Here is a 26231-nt window from a genome sequence, read left to right on the forward strand (position 1 = left end):
GTATTTTCATTAAAAATGAATTTGTAATATTGATTGGGGTCAAGGTGTTGGATTGAAAAGTTAGTTTGATGAAATCGAAGTTTCATATTTGTGACCGATATCGATATTGGCCGATATTTTGGGTCAATCTATACCTGCTATGAATGAGTCAGTGAAGGGAGTTACTGGTATTTAGTTGTTTATTAATAAATAAAAGACTGCACCATTAGTGTGATATCAACAAAAAGTTGCACCATCTTCTATCAGTTTTAATATAAGAAAATCTAACGATGAAAAAATATATCATTATAAATTAGTGGCTTGAGAATTATTTGATTGTTTCTTATTTATGGTATGCATATTGGATTAAATAATTATTCACAACAAGGAGAGTAAAAGATGCAAATCAAATCTAAGCTGATAAAGCTGAGTGTACTATCTGTTCTTACATGCTTCTCTCAGATCACCATTGCAGCAGAAGATACAATTAAAGTTGGGGTATTACATTCATTGTCAGGCACGATGGCAATCAGTGAGACAACCTTGAAAGATACAGTATTAATGTTAATTGATGAGCAAAATAAGAAAGGAGGCTTGTTAGGTAAAAAGTTAGAAGCCGTTGTGGTTGATCCTGCATCTAATTGGCCATTATTTGCAGAAAAAGCTCGAGAGTTAATTGAAAAAGAAAAAGTAGATGTTGTGTTTGGTGGGTGGACATCTGTTTCTCGAAAATCGATGCTGCCAGTATTTGAAGAGTTTAATAGTATTTTATTCTACCCCGTACAATATGAGGGTGAAGAATCATCAAAAAATGTCTTTTATACCGGAGCTGCGCCTAATCAGCAGGCCGTTCCAGCCGTTGACTATTTAATGAATGAGTTAGGCGTTAAGCGTTGGGTACTGGCGGGGACTGATTATGTTTATCCTCGAACAACGAATAAGATATTAGCGGCTTATTTAAAAGCGAAAGGCGTAAAAGCTGAAGATATAATGATTAACTATACGCCATTTGGTCATTCAGATTGGCAATCAATCGTGTCTGATATTAAAAAGTTTGGTGCGCAAGGCAAAAAAACTGCAGTTATTTCAACTGTTAATGGCGACGCAAATGTTCCTTTCTATAAAGAATTAGGCGCTCAAGGGGTTGAATCTGATGATATACCTGTTATTGCTTTTTCTGTCGGTGAAGAAGAATTATCAGGTATGGATACATCACCGTTGGTTGGGCATTTAGCGGCATGGAATTATTTCATGAGTGTTGATACCGTGAAAAATTCTGAATTTGTAGAGACTTGGCAAAAGTATATTAAAAATGAAAAACGTGTCACCAATGATCCTATGGAAGCGCATTATATTGGATTTAATATGTGGGCACAGGCGGTAACTAATGCTGGGACAACTGATCCTGAAGCTGTTCAAGATGCGTTAATTGGGGTATCTGTACCGAACCTTTCTGGTGGTCTTTCAACGATGTTGCCCAATCATCATATAACTAAACCAGTATTAATTGGTGAAATTCAAGATGATGGTCAGTTTGAAGTGGTATGGGAAACGACGGGACTTGTAAATGGTGATGCGTGGTCGAACTATTTACCCGGCTCTCGTGATTTATTTTCTAGTTGGAGTAAGCCTTTTGCTTGCGGTAGTTATAATGTGATCGATAAGAAATGTGCTGGCAATACCCATTAATAGAATGACTAAGCCTCTTTCGGGAGGCTTAGTTATTTCACTTTGCAATGGAGCTATGCAATGAAAGTCATTTTATATATTAGTTTGTTTATTTGTTTAATAAGCATAAAGGTACATGCTGCTGAAATTAATTCTTATAGTTCTTTTGTTTCTACAATTTCTGGTAAAAATAATACAGAAAAAATCAATGCTATTAGATGGCTATCTAATACCGATCATATTGAACGTAAGCAAGTGATATTTACGAATTGGGTAAACGGAAAATTATATATAAATAAAAAAGACAAGGTTTTATATAGAATTGAAAAATTAAAGCCTGATCTAAATGGCTTTGCAATTGATGATGGAAAAATCATAACGATTGCTAATAAACGTCACTTTAAAAAAATACGCGTTAATAATAATTTACGGAATGAAATAAAAAAACAAATCGCAATTATAGATTTAACTAATAATAATCCAGCGTTACGTGATAAAGCGATAACAGTATTAATTGATAAAATAGATTTTACGTTATATTCCTTAATGAAAAAGCATGCTGAAGAAGAAAGTAATGATAAGGTTAAACAACAATATCAATTAGCTTTTGCTAACTATCAGGCGCGTAATAGCAGTGGTGAAGAACAACTTCATGCCATTGCTATTTTAGGTAAAAATAAACATCCAATTGTCTATCAAACTTTAACCAAAATTGTAACGGCAAGCCAAAATCCACAAGTGATTGCAGCTGCCCAATATGGTTTAGATGCTTATAAACAACAACAACGTATTTATGCTGGTATAGAAACTGTATTTTTTGGCTTGAGTTTAGGCTCAGTATTGGCTCTAGCCGGTATTGGTTTAGCAATTACGTTTGGTGTTATGGGCGTAATTAATATGGCGCATGGTGAGTTGATTATGCTTGGCGCTTATACCACTTATGTTTTACAGCAATTAATGCCAGATCATTTAGCTGCTGCCTTAATTTTATCTATACCTGCAGCGTTTATTGTTTCAGGTTGTGTTGGAATAATGATAGAGCAAGGTGTTATTAGGCATTTATATGGACGACCATTAGAAACATTATTAGCGACATTTGGTATTAGTTTGATTTTACAACAAGCTGTACGCTCGGTATTTTCGCCGCTAAATCGTTCGGTAATAACACCCGAATTTATGTCAGGTTCATTGACGTTAAATCCGATGCTACTCCTTACTTATAATCGTCTTTATATTATTTTCTTTTGTTTAGCGGTGTTTTTAGTCTTACTTACTATTTTGAAGAAAACATCATTAGGTTTACAAGTTCGTGCTGTATCTCAAAATAGACCGATGGCAAGGGCCATGGGGATTCATTCGCAACGTGTTGATGCTTTAACGTTTGGTTTAGGTTCAGGTATTGCAGGGATTGCAGGAGTGGCATTATCCCAGTTGACAAATGTGGGCCCGAATATGGGACAAAGTTATATTATTGATTCCTTTATGGTCGTTGTCTTTGGTGGGGTTGGTAATTTATGGGGAACGTTAGTTGCAGGATTAAGTTTAGGTATATTTAACAAATTCTTAGAACCATGGTTTGGGGCGGTATTAGCCAAAATAATGGTACTTATTTTTATTATTTTATTTATTCAAAAAAAGCCAAAAGGTTTATTTCCCCAACGTGGTCGAGCTGCCGATAGTTAATAAACTAAGGAGTAGTTATGTTTTTTCGTTCGATATTGACTAAAGACCGAGGAGGAACGATTACTCTGAGTGTCTTATTCTTCATCGCTGTTATTGTACCATTTTGTAATCTAGTTATTCCCAATCACCATCCATTACATATTGATACATTTACAGTTTCATTATTAGGAAAATATTTAAGTTATGCTTTATTGGCGTTAGCAGTCGATTTAGTTTGGGGATATTTAGGGATTCTTAGTTTAGGGCATGGTGCTTTCTTTGCACTCGGCGGCTATGCGATGGGAATGTATTTAATGCGTCAAATTGGTGATCGTGGTGTTTATGGCGATCCAGTATTGACGGATTTTATGGTCTTTCTCAATTGGCAATCATTACCGTGGTTTTGGCATGGCTTTGATCAATTTTGGTTTGCTTGTCTAATGGTTATTCTTATTCCAGGAGCATTAGCATATTTGTTTGGACGATTAGCTTTTCGATCTCGAGTTTCTGGTGTGTATTTATCGATTATGACTCAAGCATTAACTTACGCTTTAATGTTAGCTTTCTTTCGTAATGAAATGGGTTTTGGTGGTAATAATGGTTTAACTGATTTTAAAGAAATTCTTGGGTTTAGTTTGCAAAATGATACCACCAAAGTAATGCTATTTGTGTGCTCTGCAGTTGCTTTAATTATCGCTTATATAGGATGTAAAACGGTGATTAATAGTCGATTAGGTCGAGTGGCTGTCGCGATTAGAGATACAGAGTTACGCACCCGATTTATGGGTTATGACGTTGATAATATTAAATTATGGATATTTGTTTTATCTGCTGTTATTGCGGGAATTGCGGGTGCTCTTTATGTTCCTCAAGTAGGGATTATTAATCCAGGCGAATTTTCGCCATTAAATTCTATTGAAGTGGTAGTTTGGGTGGCATTAGGAGGAAGAGCGACTTTATTTGGCGCTATTATTGGCGCCGTTATTATTAATTATGCTAAAAGTTGGTTTACAGTGGCATTACCAGAAGTTTGGTTATTTGCTCTTGGTAGTTTATTTGTTTTATCGACTTTATATTTACCACACGGTGTAACTGGTTTATTTAATCATTCACCAAAAATAGTAAAAGGATGGCTAAAGCGAGGGTTTAAAACGTAAATATAAAGGAGTTAACCCAATGACTATTATTACCAATCAATTTAAATTTAGATTGCCAATTAAAGAATTAATTGCCAGAGATAAAGTTTTTGGTTTTATGCAACCTCAGCAACATCCGTTAATTGATACTCGACATAATATTTTACTTTATCTTGAAGGGGTAAATAAAACCTTTGATGGTTTTAAAGCAATTGATGATTTTAATCTCTATATCAAAGAAGGGGAATTGCGCTGCATTATTGGCCCTAATGGGGCTGGGAAAACAACCATGATGGATATTATTACCGGTAAAACACGTCCTGACTCTGGACAGGTTTGGCTTGGTTCTCGGTTAAATTTATTGACCATGACTGAAGCGCAGATTGCGAATGCTGGTGTTGGACGTAAGTTTCAAAAACCCACAGTGATTGGCTGTTTATCAGTATGGCACAATTTAGAATTAGCAATGGCAGGCCCCCGTTCTGTCTGGGCGACATTCCGTGCCAAATTAACCGGCGAACAGAAAGACAAACTGGCTTCAATTCTAACCCTTATTCAATTACACGATCATGCCAATATTGCTGCTGGTAATTTATCGCATGGGCAAAAGCAGTGGTTAGAAATCGGTATGTTGTTGATGCAAAATCCGAAATTATTATTGGTTGATGAACCCGTGGCGGGAATGACCCATCAAGAAATGGATCGTACCGCAGAATTATTAATAGGGTTAGCCGGAAAACATTCCGTGGTGGTGGTTGAACATGATATGGATTTTGTACGTTCGATTGATAGTCAAGTGACGGTGATGCATCAAGGGCATGTATTAGCTGAAGGAACAATGAGTAAAATTCAGCAACACCCACAGGTTATTGATGTTTACCTTGGAGGATCATGATGCTGACAATTAAGTGCTTAAATCAATATTACGCAGAAAGTCACACCTTATGGGATATTGATCTTCATGTGCCAAAAGGGGAATGTACTGTGCTTATGGGGCGTAATGGTGTAGGAAAAACCACGCTATTACAATGTATTATGGGATTGTTAGCCACAAAAAATGGTCATATCCAACTGAGTGGAAAAGACATTAGCCATTGTCGAGCAGAAGAGCGGGTACATTTAGGGATCGGTTATGTACCTCAAGGTCGACAGATATTTCCAATGTTAACGGTATGGGAAAATTTAGCGATAGGATTACCAGCGAGAACGAAAGGTGATCGTACGGTACCTGACTTTATCTATGAACTGTTTCCTGTTTTGCATCAAATGCAATCTCGTTATGGTGGCGACTTATCTGGTGGCCAACAGCAGCAATTAGCGATTGCTAGGGCATTAGTTGTTAACCCTAGTCTATTAATTCTTGATGAACCCACCGAAGGCATTCAGCCTAATGTTGTGCATGAAATTGGCGATATTATTCAAATGCTCAACCAACAGTATGGTTTGACTGTGTTATTAGTTGAACAAAAACTACCGTTTGCTCGTAAGGTTGGGGATCATTTTTGTTTGTTGGATCGTGGTCGTAATGTGGCTACAGGAGCAATGGCAACATTGAATAAAGCGCTGATTACGGAGTATCTCACAGTATGATAAATCCTCAGTTACCTCAAACGACTTCCTTTTCACCATTAGCCACAGCGATGACTCAAGGCTGGCAAGCCCAACTCAATTTAAGTTTCTATCCGCGCGGCAATAAAACTATTTTATTACATAAAAAACAACAAGGCCCACTGGCTGTTCAGCGGCCGTTTTATCCGGAAGGTAATATTTGTCATGCTTACTTATTGCACCCTCCTGGTGGGGTTGTTGGTGGCGATAGCTTAACGATTACTACGCGAGTAGCACCTTGCGCTCATAGTTTAATAACGACCCCTGGAGCGACGAAATTTTACCGCAGCAGTGAAGGGAAAATTGCGCAGCAGAGCCAGACTTTAGTGGTTGAAGAAAATAGTTATTTAGAGTGGTTACCTCAAGAAAATATTTTTTTTACTGACGCGAAGGTGTCTCTAACGACACGGATTGAACTGGCATCAACAGCGCGATTTATGGGATGGGAGCTGCACTGTTTTGGACGACCTGCACTGAATGAGGGCTTAGGTGATGGTAGCGTAACGGGGAAAACAGAAATATGGATCGCAAATAAACCAATTTTAACTGAGAGGTTGGCGGTTAATGGTCAAGATAAACGCTTTTTTATTAATGGCTTACAAAAATTCAGTTTAACGGCTAGTTTTTTTATTACCAGTGATTCTCCTGAACTTTTAGCTTTGGTACAGGCCTTGCTGGATCAACAACAACAGTATTATTCATCACAACAGTTAATTGTCGCGGTTACTCAAATAGAGGGCATCCTTGTTGTTAGAGCATTAGCTCATTGGAGTGAAACGATCATGGCTGTCTTTGTTAAAGTTTGGCAGCAAGTCCGTGAACAATGGCTCGGTTATACGCCTGTTGTTCCGCGCATTTGGGCGACATAGTGCAGATTATCATTTTATATAGTTGTTAATTAAATCAGGAGATCATTATGGAATTGACCCCGAGAGAAAAAGATAAACTATTTATTTTTTGTGCTGGATTAGTCGCTAAACAGCGGTTACGACATGGCGTTAAACTTAATTATCCAGAGGCGGTAGCTTTGATCAGCGTTGAAATAATGGAAGGCGCACGGGCTGGTAAAACTGTTGCAGAATTAATGGATTATGGACGAACCATTTTAACGGCGACTGATGTTATGGAGGGTATTCCAGCCATGATTCCAGATGTTCAAGTTGAAGCTACATTTCCAGATGGCACTAAACTCGTTACCGTCCATGAGCCGATAGTGTGAGGTGAGTGATGGCGATTGAAAAGAGAGCAATGATCCCGGGTGAAATTTGTGTTGCTGCGGGGGAAATTGAAATAAATCAACATCGTGATACGGTCAAAGTTAGTGTGATTAATATCGGCGATAGACCGATTCAGATTGGCTCTCATTATCATTTTTATGAAGTGAATGATGCGTTGGTTTTTACTCGTGAAACAACTCTCGGATACCGATTAAATATTGCTGCAGGGACTGCTGTTCGTTTTGAACCAGGACAAAAACGAACGATTGAATTAGTGGCTTATGCTGGAACAAAACAGATCTTTGGTTTTCAAGGAAAAATAATGGGTGATGTAGCGTGCCTTAAGGATGAGTGATGGCGAGTATATCAAGACAAGCATATGCAGAAATGTTTGGTCCCACGGTTGGCGATAAAATGCGTTTAGCCGATACCGATTTATGGCTTAGCGTGGAACATGACTATACCGTTTATGGTGATGAGGTTAAGTTCGGTGGTGGGAAAGTGATTCGGGATGGAATGGGACAAAGCCAACGACCGAGTGCAGAAACCCCAGATTTAGTGATCACCAATGCCGTTATTTTAGATTATTGCGGAATCGTTAAAGCGGATGTTGCGGTAAAAAATGGCCGTATTACTGCGATAGGAAAAGCAGGTAATCCGGATATTCAACCAGAAGTGACAATTGTCATTGGTCCTGGAACTGAGATCATCGCAGGTGAAGGAAATATTCTTACCGCAGGAGGAATTGATTCACATATTCATTTCATTTGCCCGCAACAAATTGAAGAGGCGTTGGCTTCAGGAATAACAACCATGATAGGTGGTGGAACAGGACCAGCAACAGGAACAAATGCAACTACCTGTACTCCGGGGCCATGGAATTTGCATCGAATGTTGCAATCCCTTGATCATTTTCCGATGAATTTTGGATTATTAGGTAAAGGTAACAGCAGTCAACCACAAGGGCTACGCGAGCAAGTCGTGGCAGGTGCTGTCGGGTTAAAACTCCATGAGGATTGGGGCACAACCCCTGCGGCCATTGATACTTGTCTATCTGTTGCTGATGAAATGGACGTTCAAGTCGCTATTCATACTGACACCCTTAATGAATCTGGTTTTGTTGAATCGACCCTTGATGCTATTGGTGATCGAGTGATCCACACTTATCACACTGAGGGGGCGGGGGGCGGACATGCTCCTGATATTATTCGTGCGTGCGGCTCTGCCAATATTTTACCTTCCTCGACAAATCCTACTCGCCCTTACACTATCAATACCGTTGATGAACATCTTGATATGCTGATGGTCTGCCATCATTTGTCACCGTCGATTGCTGAGGATGTTGCATTTGCCGAATCAAGAATACGACGTGAGACCATTGCAGCTGAAGATATTTTGCATGATTTGGGTGCTTTCTCGATGATTGCTTCTGATTCTCAGGCTATGGGACGTGTGGGAGAAGTGATTTTACGTACTTGGCAAACAGCACATAAAATGAAGATCCAGCGAGGACCTTTAGCTGAAGACAGTGATGATAATGACAATTTCCGTCTGAAACGTTATATCGCTAAATATACGATAAATCCGGCAATTACCCATGGTATGGCACATGAAGTCGGCTCAATAGAGGTCGGCAAATTAGCTGATTTAGTCTTGTGGAAGCCAGCCTTTTTTGGCGTAAAACCAAGTTTGATCATAAAAGGTGGCATGATTGCAATGGCATCAATGGGTGATGCTAATGCTTCGATACCAACGCCACAACCCGTGCATTACCGACCAATGTTTGGTAGTTACGGTAAAGCGAATAAACAGACTTCGATGTTATTTATTTCGCAACAAGCCCACCAACAACAATTAGCTCAAGAGTTAGGTTTAGAAAGCTTAATTGGTACTGTAAGTCAGTGCCGGTCTATTTCTAAAAGTGATATGCGTTTAAATAGTTGGCAGCCACATATAGACGTCGATTCTCAGACTTATCAAGTACGTGCTGATGGTGAGTTATTAGTTTGCCAACCCGCAGAAATATTACCAATGGCACAACGGTATTTTTTATTTTAATGCATTAGATATTGTTATTTATCGTCATATTAAAGGAGATAAATATGATTGAATTAGTTGCAATTAAAGTTAATAGCATCGGTAAGCCTCATGCTTATTTGAGTTTACCCATTGATAGTAGAATTAAAAGCCGCTTAAAAGTCACGCTAGATGATGGCCGTTCTGGTGGGGTGTTGTTACCGCGAGGACATATATTACGTGATGGGCAACAATTATTGAGTCGATGTGGATTAACTGTTGAAATAAAAGCAGCCCCTGAATCTGTATCAACGGTTTATTGTCGTGATCCATTGTTATTGAGTCGAATTGCTTACCATCTAGGAAATCGTCATGTGCCCTTACAAATTACACCGCAGTGGCTGCGTTATCAGCATGATCATGTTTTAGATCAAATGGTATTTGGATTAGGAGGTAATGTAAAAAAAGAAATTAAACCATTTGAGCCAGAAGCTGGAGCTTATGGTGCTGCGATGACTGAACATCATAATCATTCATAAAATGTTTATTTTAAAAATAAGGATATTAATTATGAAAATTAGCATGTTGTTTATTGTAATGTTATTTATCTCGCCATCAGCTTTAGCCCATAGTGGGCATAATATTGTATCTAATCCTCATAGCTACTCATTGGCGGCAGAAGTGCAACATTATTCGTTTCTGAGTCATACCAATTTATTAATATTGAGTGTTTTGCTAATGATACTCGTTGGCTACTCGGTATATGCCTATGTTAAAAAATAAAGCACCAATAAATGACTCGTTAGCTCAGTACCGCTTATTTCAGCTAATGAGTCCGTCGCTACCGATTGGTGGTTTTACTTACTCTCAAGGGCTTGAGTGGGCAGTTGAAGCGCAATGGGTTAACTCACAACAGAGTTTAGTTGATTGGTTGGTTGTCGTGCTTGAACAAAGTATTACAACCTTAGAACTGCCATTATTGTGCCGATATTATCAAGCGGTAACCGGTGGCGATATTAAGGCTATTGAGCGTTGGAATGATTATTTTTATTCATGTCGAGAAACCAAAGAGTTACGAGCAGAAGAACGACAGCGAGGTCAGGCATTATTTACCTTGCTAAAGCAACTCGATGTATTACAAAGCGTGCCATTACAATATCAATTAACTCATACGAATCAATTATTAGGATTAGCTATTGCTGCTGTTTACTGGCATATACCGCTGGATAAGTTATTACAAGGATATATGTGGAGCTGGGCAGAAAACATGGTGATGGCAGGGGTTAAGTTAGTGCCATTAGGGCAGACGGCAGGGCAACGAACATTATTACTGTTAACCGATCATTTTCCTTTAGCTTTACAGCAAGCCGAAAAAATTAAAGATGATGATATTGGCAGCTATCTACCAGCTGGTGCCATTGCAAGTAGTCGCCATGAAACTCAATATACCCGTTTATTTCGTTCATAGTTGTTATTTATGTGGTGATAATAATCTTAGGGAGAAGATGATGATGGAATATAAACAACCATTACGTATTGGTGTCGGTGGGCCTGTAGGCTCAGGGAAAACAGCGTTGCTAGAAGTATTATGTAAAGCCATTCGTGATAAATTACATATAGCGGTGGTGACCAATGATATTTATACCCAAGAGGATGCCAAGATATTAACTCGAGCTCAAGCATTGGCACCAGATAGGATCATCGGTGTTGAAACAGGGGGCTGTCCGCATACTGCTATTCGTGAAGATGCATCAATGAATCTAGCCGCAGTGGAAGAACTGGCCCAGCGGCATCAGAACTTAGATGTGGTATTTATTGAAAGTGGTGGTGATAATTTAAGTGCGACATTTAGCCCTGAACTGGCTGATTTAACGATTTATGTTATCGATGTTGCTGAGGGCGAAAAAATCCCTCGCAAAGGTGGGCCCGGGATCACCCGCTCCGATTTATTAGTGATTAATAAAATAGATCTAGCGCCTTATGTTGGTGCATCACTTGAGGTTATGGAAGCCGATACTCAAAGAATGCGACCTACAAAACCTTATGTATTTACTAACCTTAAACAAGCTCAAGGCCTCGATACTATTATTGATTTTATTCTGACTCAGGGAATGTTGACCTTGCAGAAATAAAAAAGAACCCCTTTAAGTTACTCTAGATAAAATAAAGGGGTTCGTTATATTGTTTAGCTTGAATAATTAATTATGAGGTGAGTTTCTTCACGGTCATTAATTCATCTTCGTCATCTTGCGCTAATTGTTCTGCGGTTGCTGGTGGGCAGCGATCCACAAACCAGCCCATGTAAGACGTTACAATCGTTACGATAATACATACAAAGCTTAGCCACATGAATGGTGCGTAAGAGAAGGTAGCAACACCTAAGATACTTGCCATGTAGATACCGTTATCACTCCACGGCACCATGCCTGAGGTGAGCGTGCCACCAAACTCAGCATTACGCGATAGGTTTTTACGCTGATAACCTAAACGGTCATAGTTCTTAGCACAAATCTTAGGTGTTAGAATTAATGATACGTACATTGCTGAACCAAATACGTTACCTAAGAAAGCGGTCGCAATGGTTGATACTGCAAGACTACCTGCAGATTTTACTTTACGTTCAAATAAGCGTGCGATGGTTTGCAATACGCCGACTTTATCAAGTAAGCCACCAAAACCTAGACCAAAAATAATTACCGCTACTGAACCTAGCATTGATGACATGCCACCACGGTTCAAGATTGCATCAATAAACTCAACCCCAGAGCTAATAGAGAACGGCGCCCAAGCTGCGTTGATAGCTTTAAGCGGATCCATACCTTGCACCATAACCGCCCATACAATACCTAATAGTGAGCCAAATGAAATCACAGGGAAAGACGGTAAACGGAAAGCTAATAATACGAGTACGATAATGACAGGGATAAACGACAGTGGTGAAATAACAAATTGTTTATCCATTGCCGCAATCACAGAATCTACTTGTGACATATCAATACTGCCAGCGTAGTGGAAACCAACAGCAGTAAATAAAATAGCGGTGATGATATAGCTGATCAGTGCTATTGGTAACATACCTTTGATATGTTCCATGATCTCAACGTTAGACATTGAAGAAGCAAGGATCACTGAATCAGATAGTGGTGACATTTTATCACCAAAATAACAGCCTGAAAGTACCGCGCCTGCAGTCATTGGTGCTGGAATACCAAGACCTTGACCAATCCCCATCATTGCTATACCAGCAGTACCTGCAGCTCCCCAAGATGTGCCTGTTGCTAATGCCGTTAATGAACAGATGATCATTGTTGCAAGCAAGAAAATGGAAGGGTGGATAGCTTCAAGACCGTAGTAAATAATGGTTGGTACAATACCGCCAGCAATCCAAGTACCGACGAGTGAACCAACGGCTAATAAGATCAGTACCGCTCCTAAACCGTTGGCAATACCTTTTGTTGCTGCTTTTTCTAACGACTTATAATCGTGTCCGAGTTTAATACCTAATGCAATAATCACAAACCAACCGATATACAGCGCCAGTTGGATTGGCAAATTCAATTTTGAGGTAAAAGAGAATGCAAGGGCAAGGAAAATACCTAAGGCAATAATGACTTGCATTACTGAGGGTAGTTTCACTATTGTCTGTTTTTCCATACTTCTAACCTTGTTTTATCGAGCTTGTTGAAATTGGGTCCAACCCAACCAATCAATACTATTTATCATTGGTTTTTAAATCGGATTGAAAAAGACAGCGACTGAAGCGGCGTTACTTTAGCAAATTGATTTATCACCGTGATAAATAATGTTTCTTTCTGTGATCTAAGTCTTTTTGCTACAGATCTTTCGTAAAACACTGACTTTAGTTGTTCTTTTAGTGTTAATTGATGGTTCATATGTTGTGTTTTGTGTTTTTTGTAAAGTCGTAGTGTATCTATAAAAATCTCACAAAAAGCGATAGATAAAGTACAAAAAGCTATTAATTATAATAGTTACGAATTATCTAACCACTTACTCACGATAGTGAAGATTATCAGGGAAAGGCTTTTTTTTCAAAGTTATGCCAACACTAACTTTTTACTAGTTTGATTGCATATTTTAGAAATAAGCTCTTTAATTATACATTAAAGCTTGTTTTTGAATGGTTTTTGGTTGTTTATTGTGCGTTTATTTGAGGCTTAGACCATGATAATAAAATCTAATGTGACTGATAAGAAACTCAAATGATAAAATATGGTTAGGTTTAAGCATCGATATTTTTTTATTTATAATTGAAAATTATGCTTGTTTTTTATCCTGTTAATCTCTATAGATGGATAAAGAAATTTCAATACCACAGGGAGTGTAGTTGCAAATGATGACAGTAGGTTTAGTTGGTTGGCGCGGCATGGTCGGTTCAGTATTAATGCAGCGCATGGTAGAGGAAGGTGATTTTGCTGTTATTGATCCGGTATTTTTTACTACATCGCAGGTCGGTTTAGCAGCACCTAATTTTGGCAAAGATGCTGGTGTACTACAAGATGCGTTTGATATTGAAGCATTAAAGCGACTTGATGTTGTGATTACATGTCAAGGCGGTAGTTATACTGAAAAAGTGTACCCAGCATTACGTCAAGCGGGTTGGAAAGGCTATTGGATTGATGCAGCATCGACACTACGTATGCAGCCAGATTCAATTATTACCCTTGATCCGGTTAACTTTGATCAGATCCAGCAAGGTATTCATAACGGTATCAATACTTATGTTGGTGGTAATTGTACTGTGAGTTTGATGTTGATGGCTGTTGGTGGCTTATATAAAGCCGGACTGGTTGAGTGGATGACATCACAAACTTATCAAGCAGCATCAGGTGCTGGCGCTAAGAATATGCGTGAGTTAATCAGCCAGATGGGGGTGATTAATGATTCTGTTGCTAGTGAGTTAGCCAATCCCGCAACATCGATTTTAGATATTGATCGTAAAGTCGCGCAAACATTGCGTGCTGCAGATTTTCCTGCTCAAGAATTTGGTGCGCCATTGGCTGGTTCATTGATCCCATGGATTGATGTGAAGCGTGATAATGGTCAAAGCAAAGAAGAATGGAAAGCATCTGTTGAAACCAATAAAATTTTAGGGTTGCAAGATAGTCCGATTCCAATTGATGGTACTTGTGTGCGTATTGGCGCGATGCGTTGTCATAGCCAAGCGTTAACATTAAAGCTCAAGAAAAATGTACCACTTGATGAAGTTGAAGCGATTATTGCATCCCATAATGATTGGGTAAAAGTGATCCCTAATGAGCGTGAGATTACCGTTCAAGAATTGAGTCCTGCAAAAGTGACAGGAACATTATCAGTCCCAGTTGGCCGTTTACGTAAATTAGCAATGGGTGATGAATACCTGAATGCATTTACTGTCGGCGATCAGTTACTTTGGGGGGCTGCGGAGCCATTACGTCGAACGTTGCGTATTTTACTGGCCGAAAAAGGTTAGTTATTATTGAGCTCTAAATATAAGAGATAAAAAAACGCCTGCAATGATGCAGGCGTTTTTATTAATAAGAGGTTATTTTACTCGCGCCTCTTAATGGTTTTTCTTACGCCAACCTCGACCCGAGAGTAGTGAGTTTAGAACATCTTTCTCTCTTAATTTGCTCATACCAACATAAGCAACGGGTACGACAAACAATGAGAAGAAAGTACCTGCGATTAAGCCTCCGACTAACACTAAGCCAATATTAATTCGACCTAATGAACCAGGACCTGAAGCAAACGCTAGCGGTAATGCACCTAAGATCATTGTCAGTGATGTCATCAGTATCGGCCGTAAACGGGATTGCGCACTATGACAAGCAGATTCAATTGCTGATTTGCCCAGCTTGCGTTGTTCGTTAGCAAATTCTACTAATAAAATACCGTGTTTGGTGACTAATCCGACTAAGGTTAATAAGCCTATTTGTGAATAAATATTAAGGCTTTGCCCAAATGCCCACAAGGTTAAAACCGCACCGACAATACACAAAGGAACGGTTAATAAGATCACCAATGGATCTACAAAGCTTTCAAATTGCGCTGCTAATATTAAATAAATGAACACCAATGCCATCAAGAACAGGGTTTGGGTTCCTGCTTGAGAGTCAGTGAGTTCTTTTACTATTCCAGCATAAGCATAGCTTTGTGAGTCTTGTAATAACGACGGAATATTAGCATCAACAAAATCGCGTACTTCACCAGCAGTCACCCCCGGCATTAGGGTGGCTGTGATCTCGGCGCTATCTTGTCCCATATAAGTTTTAAAGGTCGATTCAGATGTGACTTGTTTGATAGAAACAAATTCTGACAGCGGAATATTCTGACCAGATTCTGAAGCAACATATAACTTATCAATAATATCAAAGTTACCTAAGTCTTTACGGTTTACCTGAACTCTAATCGGGTAGGTATAGCCATCATCTGCTTGTAAGTCAGCTGCTTTTAATGAACCAAGGAAGGTTGATAGTGCATTGGTAACGTCCGTATATGCGACACCTGATAGAATAATCGCATTACGGTTAATGGTCAGATCATAGCGAAGCTGATCACGTAATAATGAACTCTTAACCTTGGTTAAACCTGGGTAATCATTAAGCTTTTTAACAATCGTATTTGCTGTATCGGTTAACTGCTTTTTATCACGATCAACGGTTTTAATTTCTAATACTAAGTTGGTAGCAGCATTTAAACCATCAGCAGAACGAACACTAAATGACATGCTATATGCTGATAATGTTTTAGATGCTTTATCCGTTAGCTCTGCCACCACTTCCGCTGCGGTTTTAGTGCGTTCTCCCCACGGCTTTAACAAGATATGGTTTGTTGGCTGTGCTTCAATATAAGATAAATTCGCGGCAACGCTGTCATTACCTTCCATAACCGTATTTAGCTCGGCATTATGCTTAACATGGTAACGACGACCTACACCGGTTGGCGATTCTGAGCTGCCATCAATAAAACCTGTATCTTCAGTGGGTAATAACACTTGTGGCATTGACCAGATAGCAGCTCCTGAGAGTGCAATTAACGCTAATGCCATTGCTGCCATGATTTTTTTACGTTCAAACCACTTCGCTAATTGTTTGACATAAGCTTCTGAAAGCTGGTGGAGCTTGGTATCTACTTTAACAAACCATTTAGGCTGTTGCGCGATAGGCTTAATTAAATAAGCACACATCATTGGTGATAGTGTTAGCGCGACAATGCCTGAAATGATGACTGAGGCTGCTAACGTGAAGGCAAATTGACGGAATAAATCGGCGGTCATGCCTGACATTAAACCGATAGGTAAGTAAACCGCAGCCAATGTCATCGTCATTGCGATAACTGGGAAGATGATTTCCTGACTACCTTTAATGGCTGCATTAAATGGAGTGTCACCTTCTTCAATATGACGATAACAGTTTTCAACTACCACAATGGCATCATCGACCACTAAGCCGATAGCTAAAATAATGGCGAGAATAGTTAATACGTTAATGGTAAAGCCAAGGTATGACATCACCGCAAAGACACCAATAATACATACTGGAATAGTAATTATTGGAATAGATGCAATGCGCAGCGAACCTAAAAATAGCACCACAATAATTGATACTAAAAACACCGCTTCAATTAAGGTATGAAAACCTTCATCAATTGCAGCTTGAATGAAGTCGGCTTGGTTATACACCATCTCCATGGTTAAACCTTGCGGTAAATGTTGCTGCATTTTGGTAATTTCAGCTTTTACTCGTGCTGCTACATCAACCGGGTTTTCACTTTTGAGTGGCAAAATTTGCAGTGACATTGCGGTTTCGCCATTCACTTTCAGCACACTTGGCGTCAGACTATTTTCACCCATTTTGACATCAGCAATATCCTTAATTCGAATGATATTGCCATCATCAACTCGAATCACTAGATCTTGCACATCTTTAACACTTTTAACCTGAGTGACTGGATTAATTTGGAAATTACGCGCCTCACCAATAATTTGACCGACAGTAAATGATGAACTGTAAGAGCTGAGCGTGGTGACAACATCGGCAGCTTTGACATTGAGTGCCATCATACGATCGGGATTGAGCCAAACACGCACCGCCTTAGATGCTCCACCATAAGGTCCATATACGGCACCGACACCTTCGACGTGGCGAAATTGAGGTTTAATTTGTTGGCTAATGTAGTCAAACATCTGCTGGGGAGTCATATCGCCTTTATTGACAAAGGTAATAATATTACTGGCTGAACTTTTATCTGATGAGTCATCAGTGACGGTGGGTTTATCGACCATACTTGGTGGGAAATCAACAATCGCCTCAATGCTACTACGCAATTTATTCATTAAGTTGGCGTAATCTACATCACTAATACTGTCATCAAATTTTACTTTTAGCGTACAGCCACCTTGAACACAATCAGTGGTCATGGTCTCAACATTTTCTAATCCTGTTGCCGAGTTAATCAAGCGTGTAGCGACGTTACGCGACATAAAGTCAGCACTAGCCCCATCAATTTTTGCGCTGACAGTTGCTTGTGGCGAATTATGTTCAGGAAAATATTGAATTGCTAATTTTTGGAATGAAAATAGACCAATGAGTACAATCGCAATACTGAGCACCGAGGCAAAAACAGGGTGCCTAATACAAACCTCAGGTAGTTTCATTGTTAGACTCCGTTACTGGCTTGTCCGTTGCTTCTACTACTGGAGTGATAGGTTTTGAAGGATCAGTGACCTTCTTTTTAGGTGGTTGTGGCGGAGCTTCAGCAGTAGATTGTTGAGTTTTGATTATATTTACTAAGGCTTCGTTATCTAATTTTTGTTGCCCAGTAACGATAACTTTATCATCAACGTTAAGGCCTTTTTCTACTACCACATAACCGTTATTAATATTGTCACCAAGGGTAATATAATGCTTGGTTGCGATATTGTTTTCATCAACTAGCCACACATAGCGCTCGTCATTGTGTGCCATAATTGCATTTTGTGGTGCGACAATACGTTCAGTACGACCATTTACCATTTGACTGATTTTGGCAAACATTCCTGGTGCGAGAACATGGTTAGGGTTTTTAATTAAGGCGTGAATAGCGACTCGGCCTGAACTTTTATTAACGGCAGGGGCGACGTAATCAACCACGCCAGGGAAGCTCATATTTTTATAGGCTTCAACTGTAATCGTTACAGGCTGGCCTTTTACGGCTTTACCAAGATCATTTTGGCTAATGGTATAGGTAACTTCGACCGGATCTAAATTATAGAGGCTGACTAAGGTTGTGGCTGGATCAATCATACTGCCCGCTGAACGGGAGAAGGTAGTGAGCTGACCATCAAAGGGAGCGCTAATAATAAAATCTTTTAGTATTGCTTGTTGTTGGCGATAGTCTGCAGCAGCAAGATTCACTTCGTCTTGCAAGCCTTCAATATCTTGTTTTGATAGTGCCCCAGGTTGCTTCTTCTCTAATGCTAGCGCTCGTTTTACCTTATTACGGGCGGTATTTAATGAACTACGGGCTTTATCGAGATCGGCTTTGGGTTTACTGCTATCAAGTTTAGCTATTTGCTGACCTTTAGTAACGGTATCACCATCTTGGTAATTAATTTCAATCAGTTTTCCGGCGGTACTAAACGTGAGTTCTGCTGACTCAGTGGCATTAATTTTACCCACTTCATCAAGGGTCGTTACGAACTCTTTAGTCGAAATAGACTCAACAGTGACAGGGATTGCTTGCGGTTTCGTTGTTTCGTTTTTAGCATAAGCAATACTGCTGGAAGTTAAGATGGCGACGGTGAGTGCTGCGATGGGGAACGTTTTATAATACACGCTTAGTAACTCTCGCTTGGATTATGAGTGATGAACAATCATACAGAGGAGCAATAATAAACATGTCAAAGTTGAGTTAATTGTTTAAAATTATTAATGAATAAATACATTATAAGTAAAATATTGGTATTTTATATGTTTTATTATGAGGGGAAATGTTACTGCTGGAGTGGCTGATATATATTTATGATCATGATGCTATAAAAAAACCCGCTTCGATTATGAAACGGGTTTTTTGTTAATCTAAGATATTACGCTGCTAGATTTTTAGCTGCGAAATCCCAATTAACAAGTGCCCAGAATGCAGCCATGTAATCAGGGCGAACATTACGGTAATCAATGTAGTAAGCGTGTTCCCAAACATCTACTGTTAGAAGTGGAGTCATTTTTAGACCTTCTTCTGCAATAGGGCAACCCGCATTTGAAGTGTTAATGATTTCTAATGAACCATCTTCAGTTTTAACTAACCATGTCCAGCCTGAACCAAAGTTATTGATAGCAGAGTCTGTGAATTTAGCTTTGAATTCTGCGAAAGAACCAAATGCTTTAACGATTGCATCTGCTAATTCGCCAGTTGGCTCACCGCCACCATTTGGACTTAGGCAATGCCAGTAGAATGTATGGTTCCATACTTGAGCTGCGTTGTTGAAAACACCACCAGTAGAAGTCTGTACGATTTCTTCAAGAGATTTTTCAGCAAGGTCAGTACCTTCTACAAGACCGTTTAGCTTAACAACATAAGTGTTGTGATGCTTACCGTAGTGGTATTCTAGCGTTTCTTGAGAGATATGTGGCTCAAGAGCGTTGATTGCGTACGGTAGAGCTGGTAATTCAAATGCCATTGCTCAATTCTCCATTTTAATTGTAGTTGTTTGGGCTTATACCCACGACATTACTTCTAGTAGACGTTGACGGCTACTTATTATTTGAATCTGACCGTTTTATTTTAGCAAGTTTTTAGTTTATTAAAAGCATTAAGCTTAAAAAAATACCCTATACCTCGTTATTGGCAACGTCAATAACCACTTAATAGATATCAATATAACTAAGATTGCGCTTTATTGCTTAAAAGAGTTGCTCAACATAATTTGAAAGTATTTTTATTGGTGACGATAACCAAGTAGAATGGTAGGGTTTATAACAAATGATTATTAGAATCGAACGAGGAAGCTATGGAAACTATCGATAAAATTAAACAACAAATTACAGATAACGCTATTTTGTTGTACATGAAAGGCTCTCCAAAATTGCCAAGCTGTGGCTTCTCATCACAAGCATCACAAGCGTTAATGAATTGTGGTGAAAAATTTGCGTTTGTAGATATTCTTCAAAATCCTGATATTCGTGCAGAATTACCAGTCTACGCACAGTGGCCAACATTCCCACAATTATGGATTGACGGTGAGCTAATTGGTGGTTGTGACATTATTTTGGAAATGTTCCAAAAAGGTGAGTTGCAGACTTTAATTAAAGAATCTGCAGCTCGTCGTGATGCGCAAGCAGCTGAGTAAGTTTGTCCTTTAAGTGTGTTATTTAGCACTTATAAAAAAACCGCCACTTTTTAAGTTGGCGGTTTTTTTTGTTTTAATTTTTAGCCGTAAATAGTTATAGAACCATTGAGGCTAACCAACCAAAGGCAATCAATGGCAAGTTGTAGTGGATAAACGTAGGTACTACAGAATCCCAAATATGATCATGTTGACCATCTGCGTTCAGACCTGAAGTTGGACCTAAGGTTGAATCAGAGGCTGGAGAGCCGGCATCACCAAGGGCTGCAGCAGTACCAACGATAGCAATGGTTGCCATTGGTGAGAAACCAAAAGATAAACATAATGGTACATAAATCGTGGCTAAGATTGGAATAGTCGAGAATGACGAACCAATCCCCATGGTGACTAATAGACCTACGACTAACATTAATAATGATGCTAAAGGTTTGTTGTTCCCAATAATTGCTTCAAGTGAGTTAACTAAGGTTTCAACGCCACCGGTGGCTTTCATTACTGCCGCAAAACCTGCCGCTGCAATCATAATAAAGCCAATCATCGCCATCATGTGGACACCTTTAGTGAACACATCGTGGGTTTCTTTCCACTTGATAACGCCAGTAAAGGTAAACACCATAAAACCGACTAAACCACCGACAATCATCGAACCACTGTAAAGTTGTGCCCCTAATGCAGCAAAAATTGCACCGATAGCGACATAAACATGGCGCATATCGATGACTTTTTTCTCTGGCTCACTGGCAAGAATTTTTGCTACTGAATATTCACGTGGCTTGCGGTAGCTTACAAAAATAGCAGTTAATAAACCGAATACCATGCCACAAGCAGGTAATATCATTGCTACAGGCACTTGGCTTGCGACAACATCTAAGCCATTGTCATGTAAGTTTTTAAGTAAGATATTATTTAAGAATATTCCACCAAAACCGATAGGTAATACCATATAAGGTGTCACTAAACCAAAGGTTAATACACAGGCAATTAAACGACGATCAAGTTTAAGCTTGGCAAAGACATGTAATAGCGGTGGAATAACAATCGGAATAAAGGCGATATGGACAGGGATAACGTTCTGAGAAGAAATGGCAAGCAATACTAAAATGATAAGAACGCTATATTTTACACCTGTAGCCGCCGCGATATTTTCATGGCCGCTGATGCGTTTAATAACTTTTTGAGCAAGGACATCAGTAATGCCTGAACGTGAAATTGCGACGGCAAAAGCACCTAACATGGCGTAGCTTAATGCTGTTGTTGCACCACCACCTAATCCACCTTCAAAAGCAGAAATAGCATCGGTAAGAGATAAACCACCGATGAGACCGCCAATAATGGCACTAAATGTAAGTGCGACCACAACATTGACTCGCATTAAGGCGAGTACAAGCATGATACATACTGCTATAACGACAGGGTTCATAAAACATTTTATCCGTCTGTTGTGTTTGGTTGTGTTGCTGCTTCTGTTGTTACTATTAAAATCAATGAAACATTCAACATAAGGTAAATGAGATCTATATCTCAATAATCACAGTTTGCTTGATTTTTTGTATTTGTCGAGGAATAAATGCACTAAGACAGCAATCCTCTATGGTTGTTTTAATGATTTTTTAATACTTTATAGTTGAAGTGATGTTATTTAAAAAATAATCGTTCTTTTACGGTTTTTATCAAATACTTATAAAATAAAAGCCAGACGTTACGCTTAACATCCGGCTTTTATAATCAGAGTATAAAAAGGAGAACTTAAAAAGTGAGACTATATTGCAGGCCATATAGCCATGCATCGGCATGGGTGGTGGCATTCAGTTGTGGGGCTCCAGTAGACAATTCGGTGACATTAACATCTTTACCTGTTAAATAAGTGATCCCAAAATCGATATTGGCACGTGGATTAAGATGGTAACTGAAACCACTGGAAAACCAATTACGATCCGAATCTGGTACTGAGATTGACGTTAGTTGATCTTGAGCGCTGGTATCATACATATAACCTGCACGTAGAACCCATTTTTCATTTAAAGAGTAAGTTCCACCAACGGCATAATGCCAACCATTTTGCCATTGATATTCTTTAATCGTGGTATTGCCTGTAGTCTCTAAACGGGTGAAGCTATCCCAACCTATCCATTGAATACTGTAATGCAAAGCAAATTTATTTGTAAGTTGGTGGAAGCCTGAAAACTCGATGATATCAGGTAATGGGATTTTCAATTTTTCATTGTTTAAATTAAAAGGCTTACCTTGGGATGCATTAGGAATATAAGTGATATCACCGTCAGCTTCTAATGTTGGGCTATAGCGGTAACTTAAACCAAAGCGGTGGTTCTGGTTTATTTCATACACCGTACCGAGATTGAAACCGACGGCAAAGCCATCAGCGTCAATGTCTACGAGATTAGTTGTACCTGTTAGTGTACTAGGCAGTGGCGATAAATCACGTCCTCGAGTAAATTTACCGTGACCATAGATAACATCAATCCCGGCTCCGATACTAAATTGAGTATTAAACCGATAAGCTGCGCTTAAACCTAAATTAATACTTTTAACTTCTGTCGTTCCGCCATAAATATCAGCGCTATTTTTCAATGTACCAGGTAAATTCCCCCCATAATTATTGGGAAATTTAGTTAGGGTTCCAAAGTTTGAATAGAGTGATGCGCCGAGCGCAATATTTTCATTTACAGGATGGATATAGTAAATATTAGGTACATAGCTAACATCACCGATAGATGCATTTTCAACGGGAAATGACATTATTCCTGCCGGTGTTGGGGTTGTGATACTGGTGTTTTGAATATTGATATCTGAATTAATAGCAATGAGGCCTAAAGATAAAGCCGGGGTGGTAAACAAAGTCATGGCGGCTGGGTTTTTTGCCATCACAGATGCATTATCTGCAATAACCGCATCACCAGAAAATGCGCGTCCTAATCCAGTGGCTGATTGTGAGTTTAATTGAAATCCAGCAGCGTGTAAGTGTAGAGAAGTAAGGGTTGCGATGATTGTGAGGGTAAGATGTGTTTTGTTTATTAACATTTACATTGCCTCTCTCAAAATAAAAATATTCCATGTATGAATATAAAAATATTGTGTAGAGAAAGTATAAGTCCATATTGGTAATGTGTTAAATTTTATGAGTGTTTGTTGCTATTTTGTTTATTGGTAAGAAGCCCATTTATGATGGGCTTTTATGCTTGTCATTACAGTGAGGTGTTACTGCGTTTACTCAGCGTTATTCTCTTCATTTTGAGGTGTGCACAGTGGCCAACCACCTAACTGTTTCCATTTGTTGACGATTTTGCAAAATAGTTCTGCTGTACGTTCAGTGTCGTATAAAGCAGAGTGTGCTTCACGATTATCAAATGGAATTTCTGCAGTTTGGCAAGCTTTGGCAAGTACTGTTTGCCCAAATGCTAAACCACTTAATGCTGCGGTATCAAAGGTCGCAAACGGATGGAATGGATTGCGTTTCAATTTGGCGCGTTCTGATGCCGCCATCACAAAGCTATGATCAAAGGTAGCGTTATGTGCCACCATGATAGCTCGTGTACAGTCAGTATTTTTTTGTTCTTTTCTTATTTGCTTATAAATTTCTTTGAGTGCAACTTCTTCAGATACCGCACCGCGTAATGGGCTAAATGGGTCACGGATACCATTAAATTCTAGCGCTTCTTTATGTAAAATTGCACCCTCAAAAGGGGCGACATGAAAGTGAATGGTCGTTGCCGGCTTTAACCAGCCATCTTCATCCATTTGTAAAGTGACAGCACAAATTTCTAATAAGGCATCTGTTTTTGAATTAAAACCTGCAGTTTCAACGTCAATGACGACAGGAAAGTAGCCGCGAAAGCGACTTTTTAAGGTATTGAATTGGTTATCTTGGCTCATAGTACTGCTGTCAAAATAATAGGATTAGATATTATGGCAGATTAACGACCTAATTTCATTGCTGTTAAAGCACTGACGTTTGATTTGATGAGTCGATAATTGGATAGCTTAAGAGAAGTCTAAAGCTCACATCATTTATGCCGATATAGAGGCATAACATTGTAATCGTCGTTGTATTATCTTCTTTTAGTTTGGTTATAAAATGAATTCAATTGAATTATTAACACCTTGGTTACGAATTGGATTGGTGATGAGCCTGCTGTGCGTAATGCCGACTGCTGTGGCTAAAAACTATCTAGCATTACCAAATCAATCACAGTGGCAGTTGGTTGTTGATAGCCCTTTAGAGTGTCGTCTAAACCATGTCATTCCAGGCTACGGCAATGCGCAATTTTCAGCCTTTTCCAGTAAAAAAATAAACCTTCATTTTGAATTGAAAATGAATCGTCAGCTAGGGGCGACACGTAATGTTAAGCTCACTTCGATGCCACCATCATGGATGCCAGGTGATGCGGCCTATGCGATGGTTAATTTAAAGTTTTTTAAGCAATTCGATGGTTATGTTGAAGGTAATACCGTATGGAGAATGTTAGCTGAATTAGAAAATGGACGTAACCCTACTTTTAACTATAAAAATTGGCCAGTGCAGCAGCAGCGTCAATTAGAAGTTGGTTTGTCAGCGGTGAATTTTAATAAATCATATCAACTCTTTAGTCAATGTCTGAATAATTTAATGCCATTTAGCTTTGACGATATAGCATTTACTATTTTGCACTATAAGTCTGACAGTGATGAATTGAATAATATGTCGCAAAAACGATTGGCACAAATTGCGGATTATGTGCGTTATTCTGATGATATTGATTTAGTATTAGTGGCTGCCTATAGTGATTCAGCACAGGGTACAACGGAAGGATTACGTTTATCTGAGCAACGAGCCGCTAAAATCGAAAGTTACTTTAAAGGCTTAGGCTTGCCTGAAAACCGAATTCAAGTAGAAGCGCACGGTAAGCGGCGTCCTATTGCTGATAATGCAACTCCTGTTGGTCGCAATCAAAACCGTCGAGTCGTTATTTCGTTAGGACGTAGTGAAGTATAAGTTGTTTATTATCGCAATGTTAATCCTCCGTTGACATTGTATTACTGATAACGTTTTATGATGATGAGGTTAATCATTGAATAAGGACTTGGGTATGAATAAGCGTTTGCTAATTGGTATCGTGATTATTGTCGTTGCTATTCTTGGCATTAAGATGTGTACAACGGGTGTTGAAAAAGTGGCGACAGATACCACCAAAGAGGTGTTAAACAAAGTAGTTAAAGCTGATTTGAAACCAGTTGCTGAAGCGATAAAGAATCAGCAACAGTGTAAGCCAGGGGCAGCTACCGCATTACAAGCACTTGGACATGAAGGTCAGCCTTTAGCACGAAGTATGGCCTATATTGCATTAGCACAAGAAAGTTATTTGCAAGACGATAAGCAAAAAGCACAAATAGAATTACAACAATCGTTAGATGCCAGTGGTAAAAAAATGTCACCTCAACAACGTGATGAATTATTACAAGGGTTAGCGAAAGGTGCGGCAGAGCTAGCAGCTAAGCGTAAACAAAACGGCTTTAATATTGACTGTCAGCCATTGTAATTGATTGATAATAAATATTAAAAAAAGGAGCATATTGATGCTCCTTTTTTATTGTCGTGACATTTATTATTCTTAACTGACTGTGTTA

Annotated in this window: 24 protein-coding genes; 17 read left to right on the forward strand and 7 right to left on the reverse strand. The window is 39.1% G+C overall.

Features of this window, described 5'->3' with window-relative positions:
* The first annotated feature begins 378 nt into the window (after positions 1-378).
* The 13 genes from urtA to ureG are packed head-to-tail and all read left to right on the forward strand — an operon-like array spanning position 379 to position 11418.
* Positions 379-1668 carry an urea ABC transporter substrate-binding protein gene (urtA, locus tag C0W29_RS06355; RefSeq protein ID WP_036793807.1) on the forward strand — a complete coding sequence of 430 codons (1290 nt, stop codon included), beginning with the start codon at positions 379-381 and terminating at the stop codon, positions 1666-1668.
* Between the two features lie 60 nt (positions 1669-1728).
* Positions 1729-3330, forward strand: a complete 1602-nt coding sequence (urtB, locus tag C0W29_RS06360; protein WP_045044898.1) for an urea ABC transporter permease subunit UrtB — start codon at positions 1729-1731, stop codon at positions 3328-3330.
* Between the two features lie 17 nt (positions 3331-3347).
* Complete coding sequence (urtC, locus tag C0W29_RS06365; protein ID WP_045044897.1) at positions 3348-4466, forward strand: urea ABC transporter permease subunit UrtC; 1119 nt, start codon at positions 3348-3350, stop codon at positions 4464-4466.
* Between the two features lie 19 nt (positions 4467-4485).
* On the forward strand, positions 4486-5340 hold the full coding sequence (gene urtD / locus C0W29_RS06370) for an urea ABC transporter ATP-binding protein UrtD (RefSeq protein ID WP_045042824.1): 855 nt from the start codon (positions 4486-4488) through the stop codon (positions 5338-5340).
* Positions 5340-6035 carry an urea ABC transporter ATP-binding subunit UrtE gene (gene urtE / locus C0W29_RS06375; protein WP_036793811.1) on the forward strand — a complete coding sequence of 232 codons (696 nt, stop codon included), beginning with the start codon at positions 5340-5342 and terminating at the stop codon, positions 6033-6035. Before urtD ends, urtE begins: the two co-directional genes overlap by 1 nt.
* Positions 6032-6922, forward strand: a complete 891-nt coding sequence (locus C0W29_RS06380; RefSeq protein WP_045044896.1) for an urease accessory protein UreD — start codon at positions 6032-6034, stop codon at positions 6920-6922. Before urtE ends, C0W29_RS06380 begins: the two co-directional genes overlap by 4 nt.
* Before the next feature lie 47 nt (positions 6923-6969).
* Entirely contained in the window at positions 6970-7272 is a 303-nt protein-coding gene (ureA, locus tag C0W29_RS06385; protein WP_036793813.1) for an urease subunit gamma, read from the forward strand.
* 8 nt (positions 7273-7280) lie between these two features.
* Positions 7281-7625 carry an urease subunit beta gene (locus tag C0W29_RS06390; RefSeq protein WP_201774553.1) on the forward strand — a complete coding sequence of 115 codons (345 nt, stop codon included), beginning with the start codon at positions 7281-7283 and terminating at the stop codon, positions 7623-7625.
* Positions 7625-9328 carry an urease subunit alpha gene (gene ureC / locus C0W29_RS06395; RefSeq protein WP_045042828.1) on the forward strand — a complete coding sequence of 568 codons (1704 nt, stop codon included), beginning with the start codon at positions 7625-7627 and terminating at the stop codon, positions 9326-9328. Before C0W29_RS06390 ends, ureC begins: the two co-directional genes overlap by 1 nt.
* Positions 9329-9372: 44 nt before the next feature.
* Positions 9373-9825 (forward strand): urease accessory protein UreE, encoded by a 453-nt coding sequence (gene ureE / locus C0W29_RS06400; protein WP_045042829.1) that lies wholly within the window; start codon positions 9373-9375, stop codon positions 9823-9825.
* 31 nt (positions 9826-9856) lie between these two features.
* On the forward strand, positions 9857-10069 hold the full coding sequence (locus tag C0W29_RS06405; RefSeq protein ID WP_045044895.1) for a hypothetical protein: 213 nt from the start codon (positions 9857-9859) through the stop codon (positions 10067-10069).
* Positions 10056-10754 carry an urease accessory protein UreF gene (locus C0W29_RS06410; protein WP_045042831.1) on the forward strand — a complete coding sequence of 233 codons (699 nt, stop codon included), beginning with the start codon at positions 10056-10058 and terminating at the stop codon, positions 10752-10754. Before C0W29_RS06405 ends, C0W29_RS06410 begins: the two co-directional genes overlap by 14 nt.
* Positions 10755-10794: 40 nt before the next feature.
* Entirely contained in the window at positions 10795-11418 is a 624-nt protein-coding gene (gene ureG / locus C0W29_RS06415) for an urease accessory protein UreG (RefSeq protein WP_036793820.1), read from the forward strand.
* Positions 11419-11488: 70 nt separating this feature from the next.
* Here ureG and nhaC read toward each other — a convergent pair whose 3' ends face one another.
* The gene (gene nhaC / locus C0W29_RS06420) at positions 11489-12940 is read right to left on the reverse strand and encodes a Na+/H+ antiporter NhaC (protein ID WP_036793822.1); all 1452 of its coding nucleotides are present in this window, start codon (positions 12938-12940) and stop codon (positions 11489-11491) included.
* Positions 12941-13640: 700 nt separating this feature from the next.
* On the opposite strand from nhaC, the gene asd reads away from it, so the two are divergent.
* A complete protein-coding gene (asd, locus tag C0W29_RS06425; RefSeq protein ID WP_107174139.1) occupies positions 13641-14756 on the forward strand; it encodes an aspartate-semialdehyde dehydrogenase in 1116 nt (371 codons plus the stop codon).
* Between the two features lie 90 nt (positions 14757-14846).
* Here the strand turns inward: asd and C0W29_RS06430 are convergent, their stop codons facing one another.
* The 3 genes from C0W29_RS06430 to sodB form a co-directional block, all read right to left on the reverse strand.
* Positions 14847-17942, reverse strand: a complete 3096-nt coding sequence (locus tag C0W29_RS06430; RefSeq protein WP_045044894.1) for an efflux RND transporter permease subunit — start codon at positions 17940-17942, stop codon at positions 14847-14849.
* Positions 17929-19101 (reverse strand): efflux RND transporter periplasmic adaptor subunit, encoded by a 1173-nt coding sequence (locus C0W29_RS06435; RefSeq protein ID WP_052671619.1) that lies wholly within the window; start codon positions 19099-19101, stop codon positions 17929-17931. The genes C0W29_RS06430 and C0W29_RS06435 overlap by 14 nt, the downstream gene beginning before the upstream one ends.
* A gap of 251 nt (positions 19102-19352) precedes the next feature.
* Positions 19353-19943: a superoxide dismutase [Fe] gene (gene sodB / locus C0W29_RS06440; protein ID WP_036793827.1), complete on the reverse strand. Its 591-nt coding sequence runs from the start codon at positions 19941-19943 to the stop codon at positions 19353-19355.
* A 330-nt stretch (positions 19944-20273) separates the two neighbouring features.
* Here sodB and C0W29_RS06445 point away from each other — a divergent pair, with 330 nt between their 5' ends.
* Entirely contained in the window at positions 20274-20612 is a 339-nt protein-coding gene (locus tag C0W29_RS06445) for a Grx4 family monothiol glutaredoxin (RefSeq protein ID WP_045042834.1), read from the forward strand.
* A 94-nt stretch (positions 20613-20706) separates the two neighbouring features.
* On the opposite strand, the gene C0W29_RS06450 is transcribed toward C0W29_RS06445, so the two are convergent.
* The 3 genes from C0W29_RS06450 to rnt form a co-directional block, all read right to left on the reverse strand.
* Positions 20707-22029, reverse strand: a complete 1323-nt coding sequence (locus C0W29_RS06450; RefSeq protein ID WP_036793829.1) for a Na+/H+ antiporter family protein — start codon at positions 22027-22029, stop codon at positions 20707-20709.
* Positions 22030-22355: 326 nt separating this feature from the next.
* On the reverse strand, positions 22356-23648 hold the full coding sequence (locus tag C0W29_RS06455; RefSeq protein ID WP_052671618.1) for an outer membrane protein transport protein: 1293 nt from the start codon (positions 23646-23648) through the stop codon (positions 22356-22358).
* Positions 23649-23834: 186 nt separating this feature from the next.
* Complete coding sequence (gene rnt / locus C0W29_RS06460; protein ID WP_045042835.1) at positions 23835-24500, reverse strand: ribonuclease T; 666 nt, start codon at positions 24498-24500, stop codon at positions 23835-23837.
* A gap of 202 nt (positions 24501-24702) precedes the next feature.
* Here rnt and motY point away from each other — a divergent pair, with 202 nt between their 5' ends.
* Complete coding sequence (gene motY / locus C0W29_RS06465; RefSeq protein ID WP_052671617.1) at positions 24703-25599, forward strand: flagellar protein MotY; 897 nt, start codon at positions 24703-24705, stop codon at positions 25597-25599.
* Between the two features lie 94 nt (positions 25600-25693).
* The gene (locus C0W29_RS06470; RefSeq protein WP_045042836.1) at positions 25694-26143 is read left to right on the forward strand and encodes a hypothetical protein; all 450 of its coding nucleotides are present in this window, start codon (positions 25694-25696) and stop codon (positions 26141-26143) included.
* The last annotated feature ends 88 nt before the right edge of the window (positions 26144-26231 follow it).

The organism is Photobacterium kishitanii (assembly GCF_003026355.1).
GTDB classification, from domain to species: Bacteria; Pseudomonadota; Gammaproteobacteria; order Enterobacterales; family Vibrionaceae; genus Photobacterium; species Photobacterium kishitanii.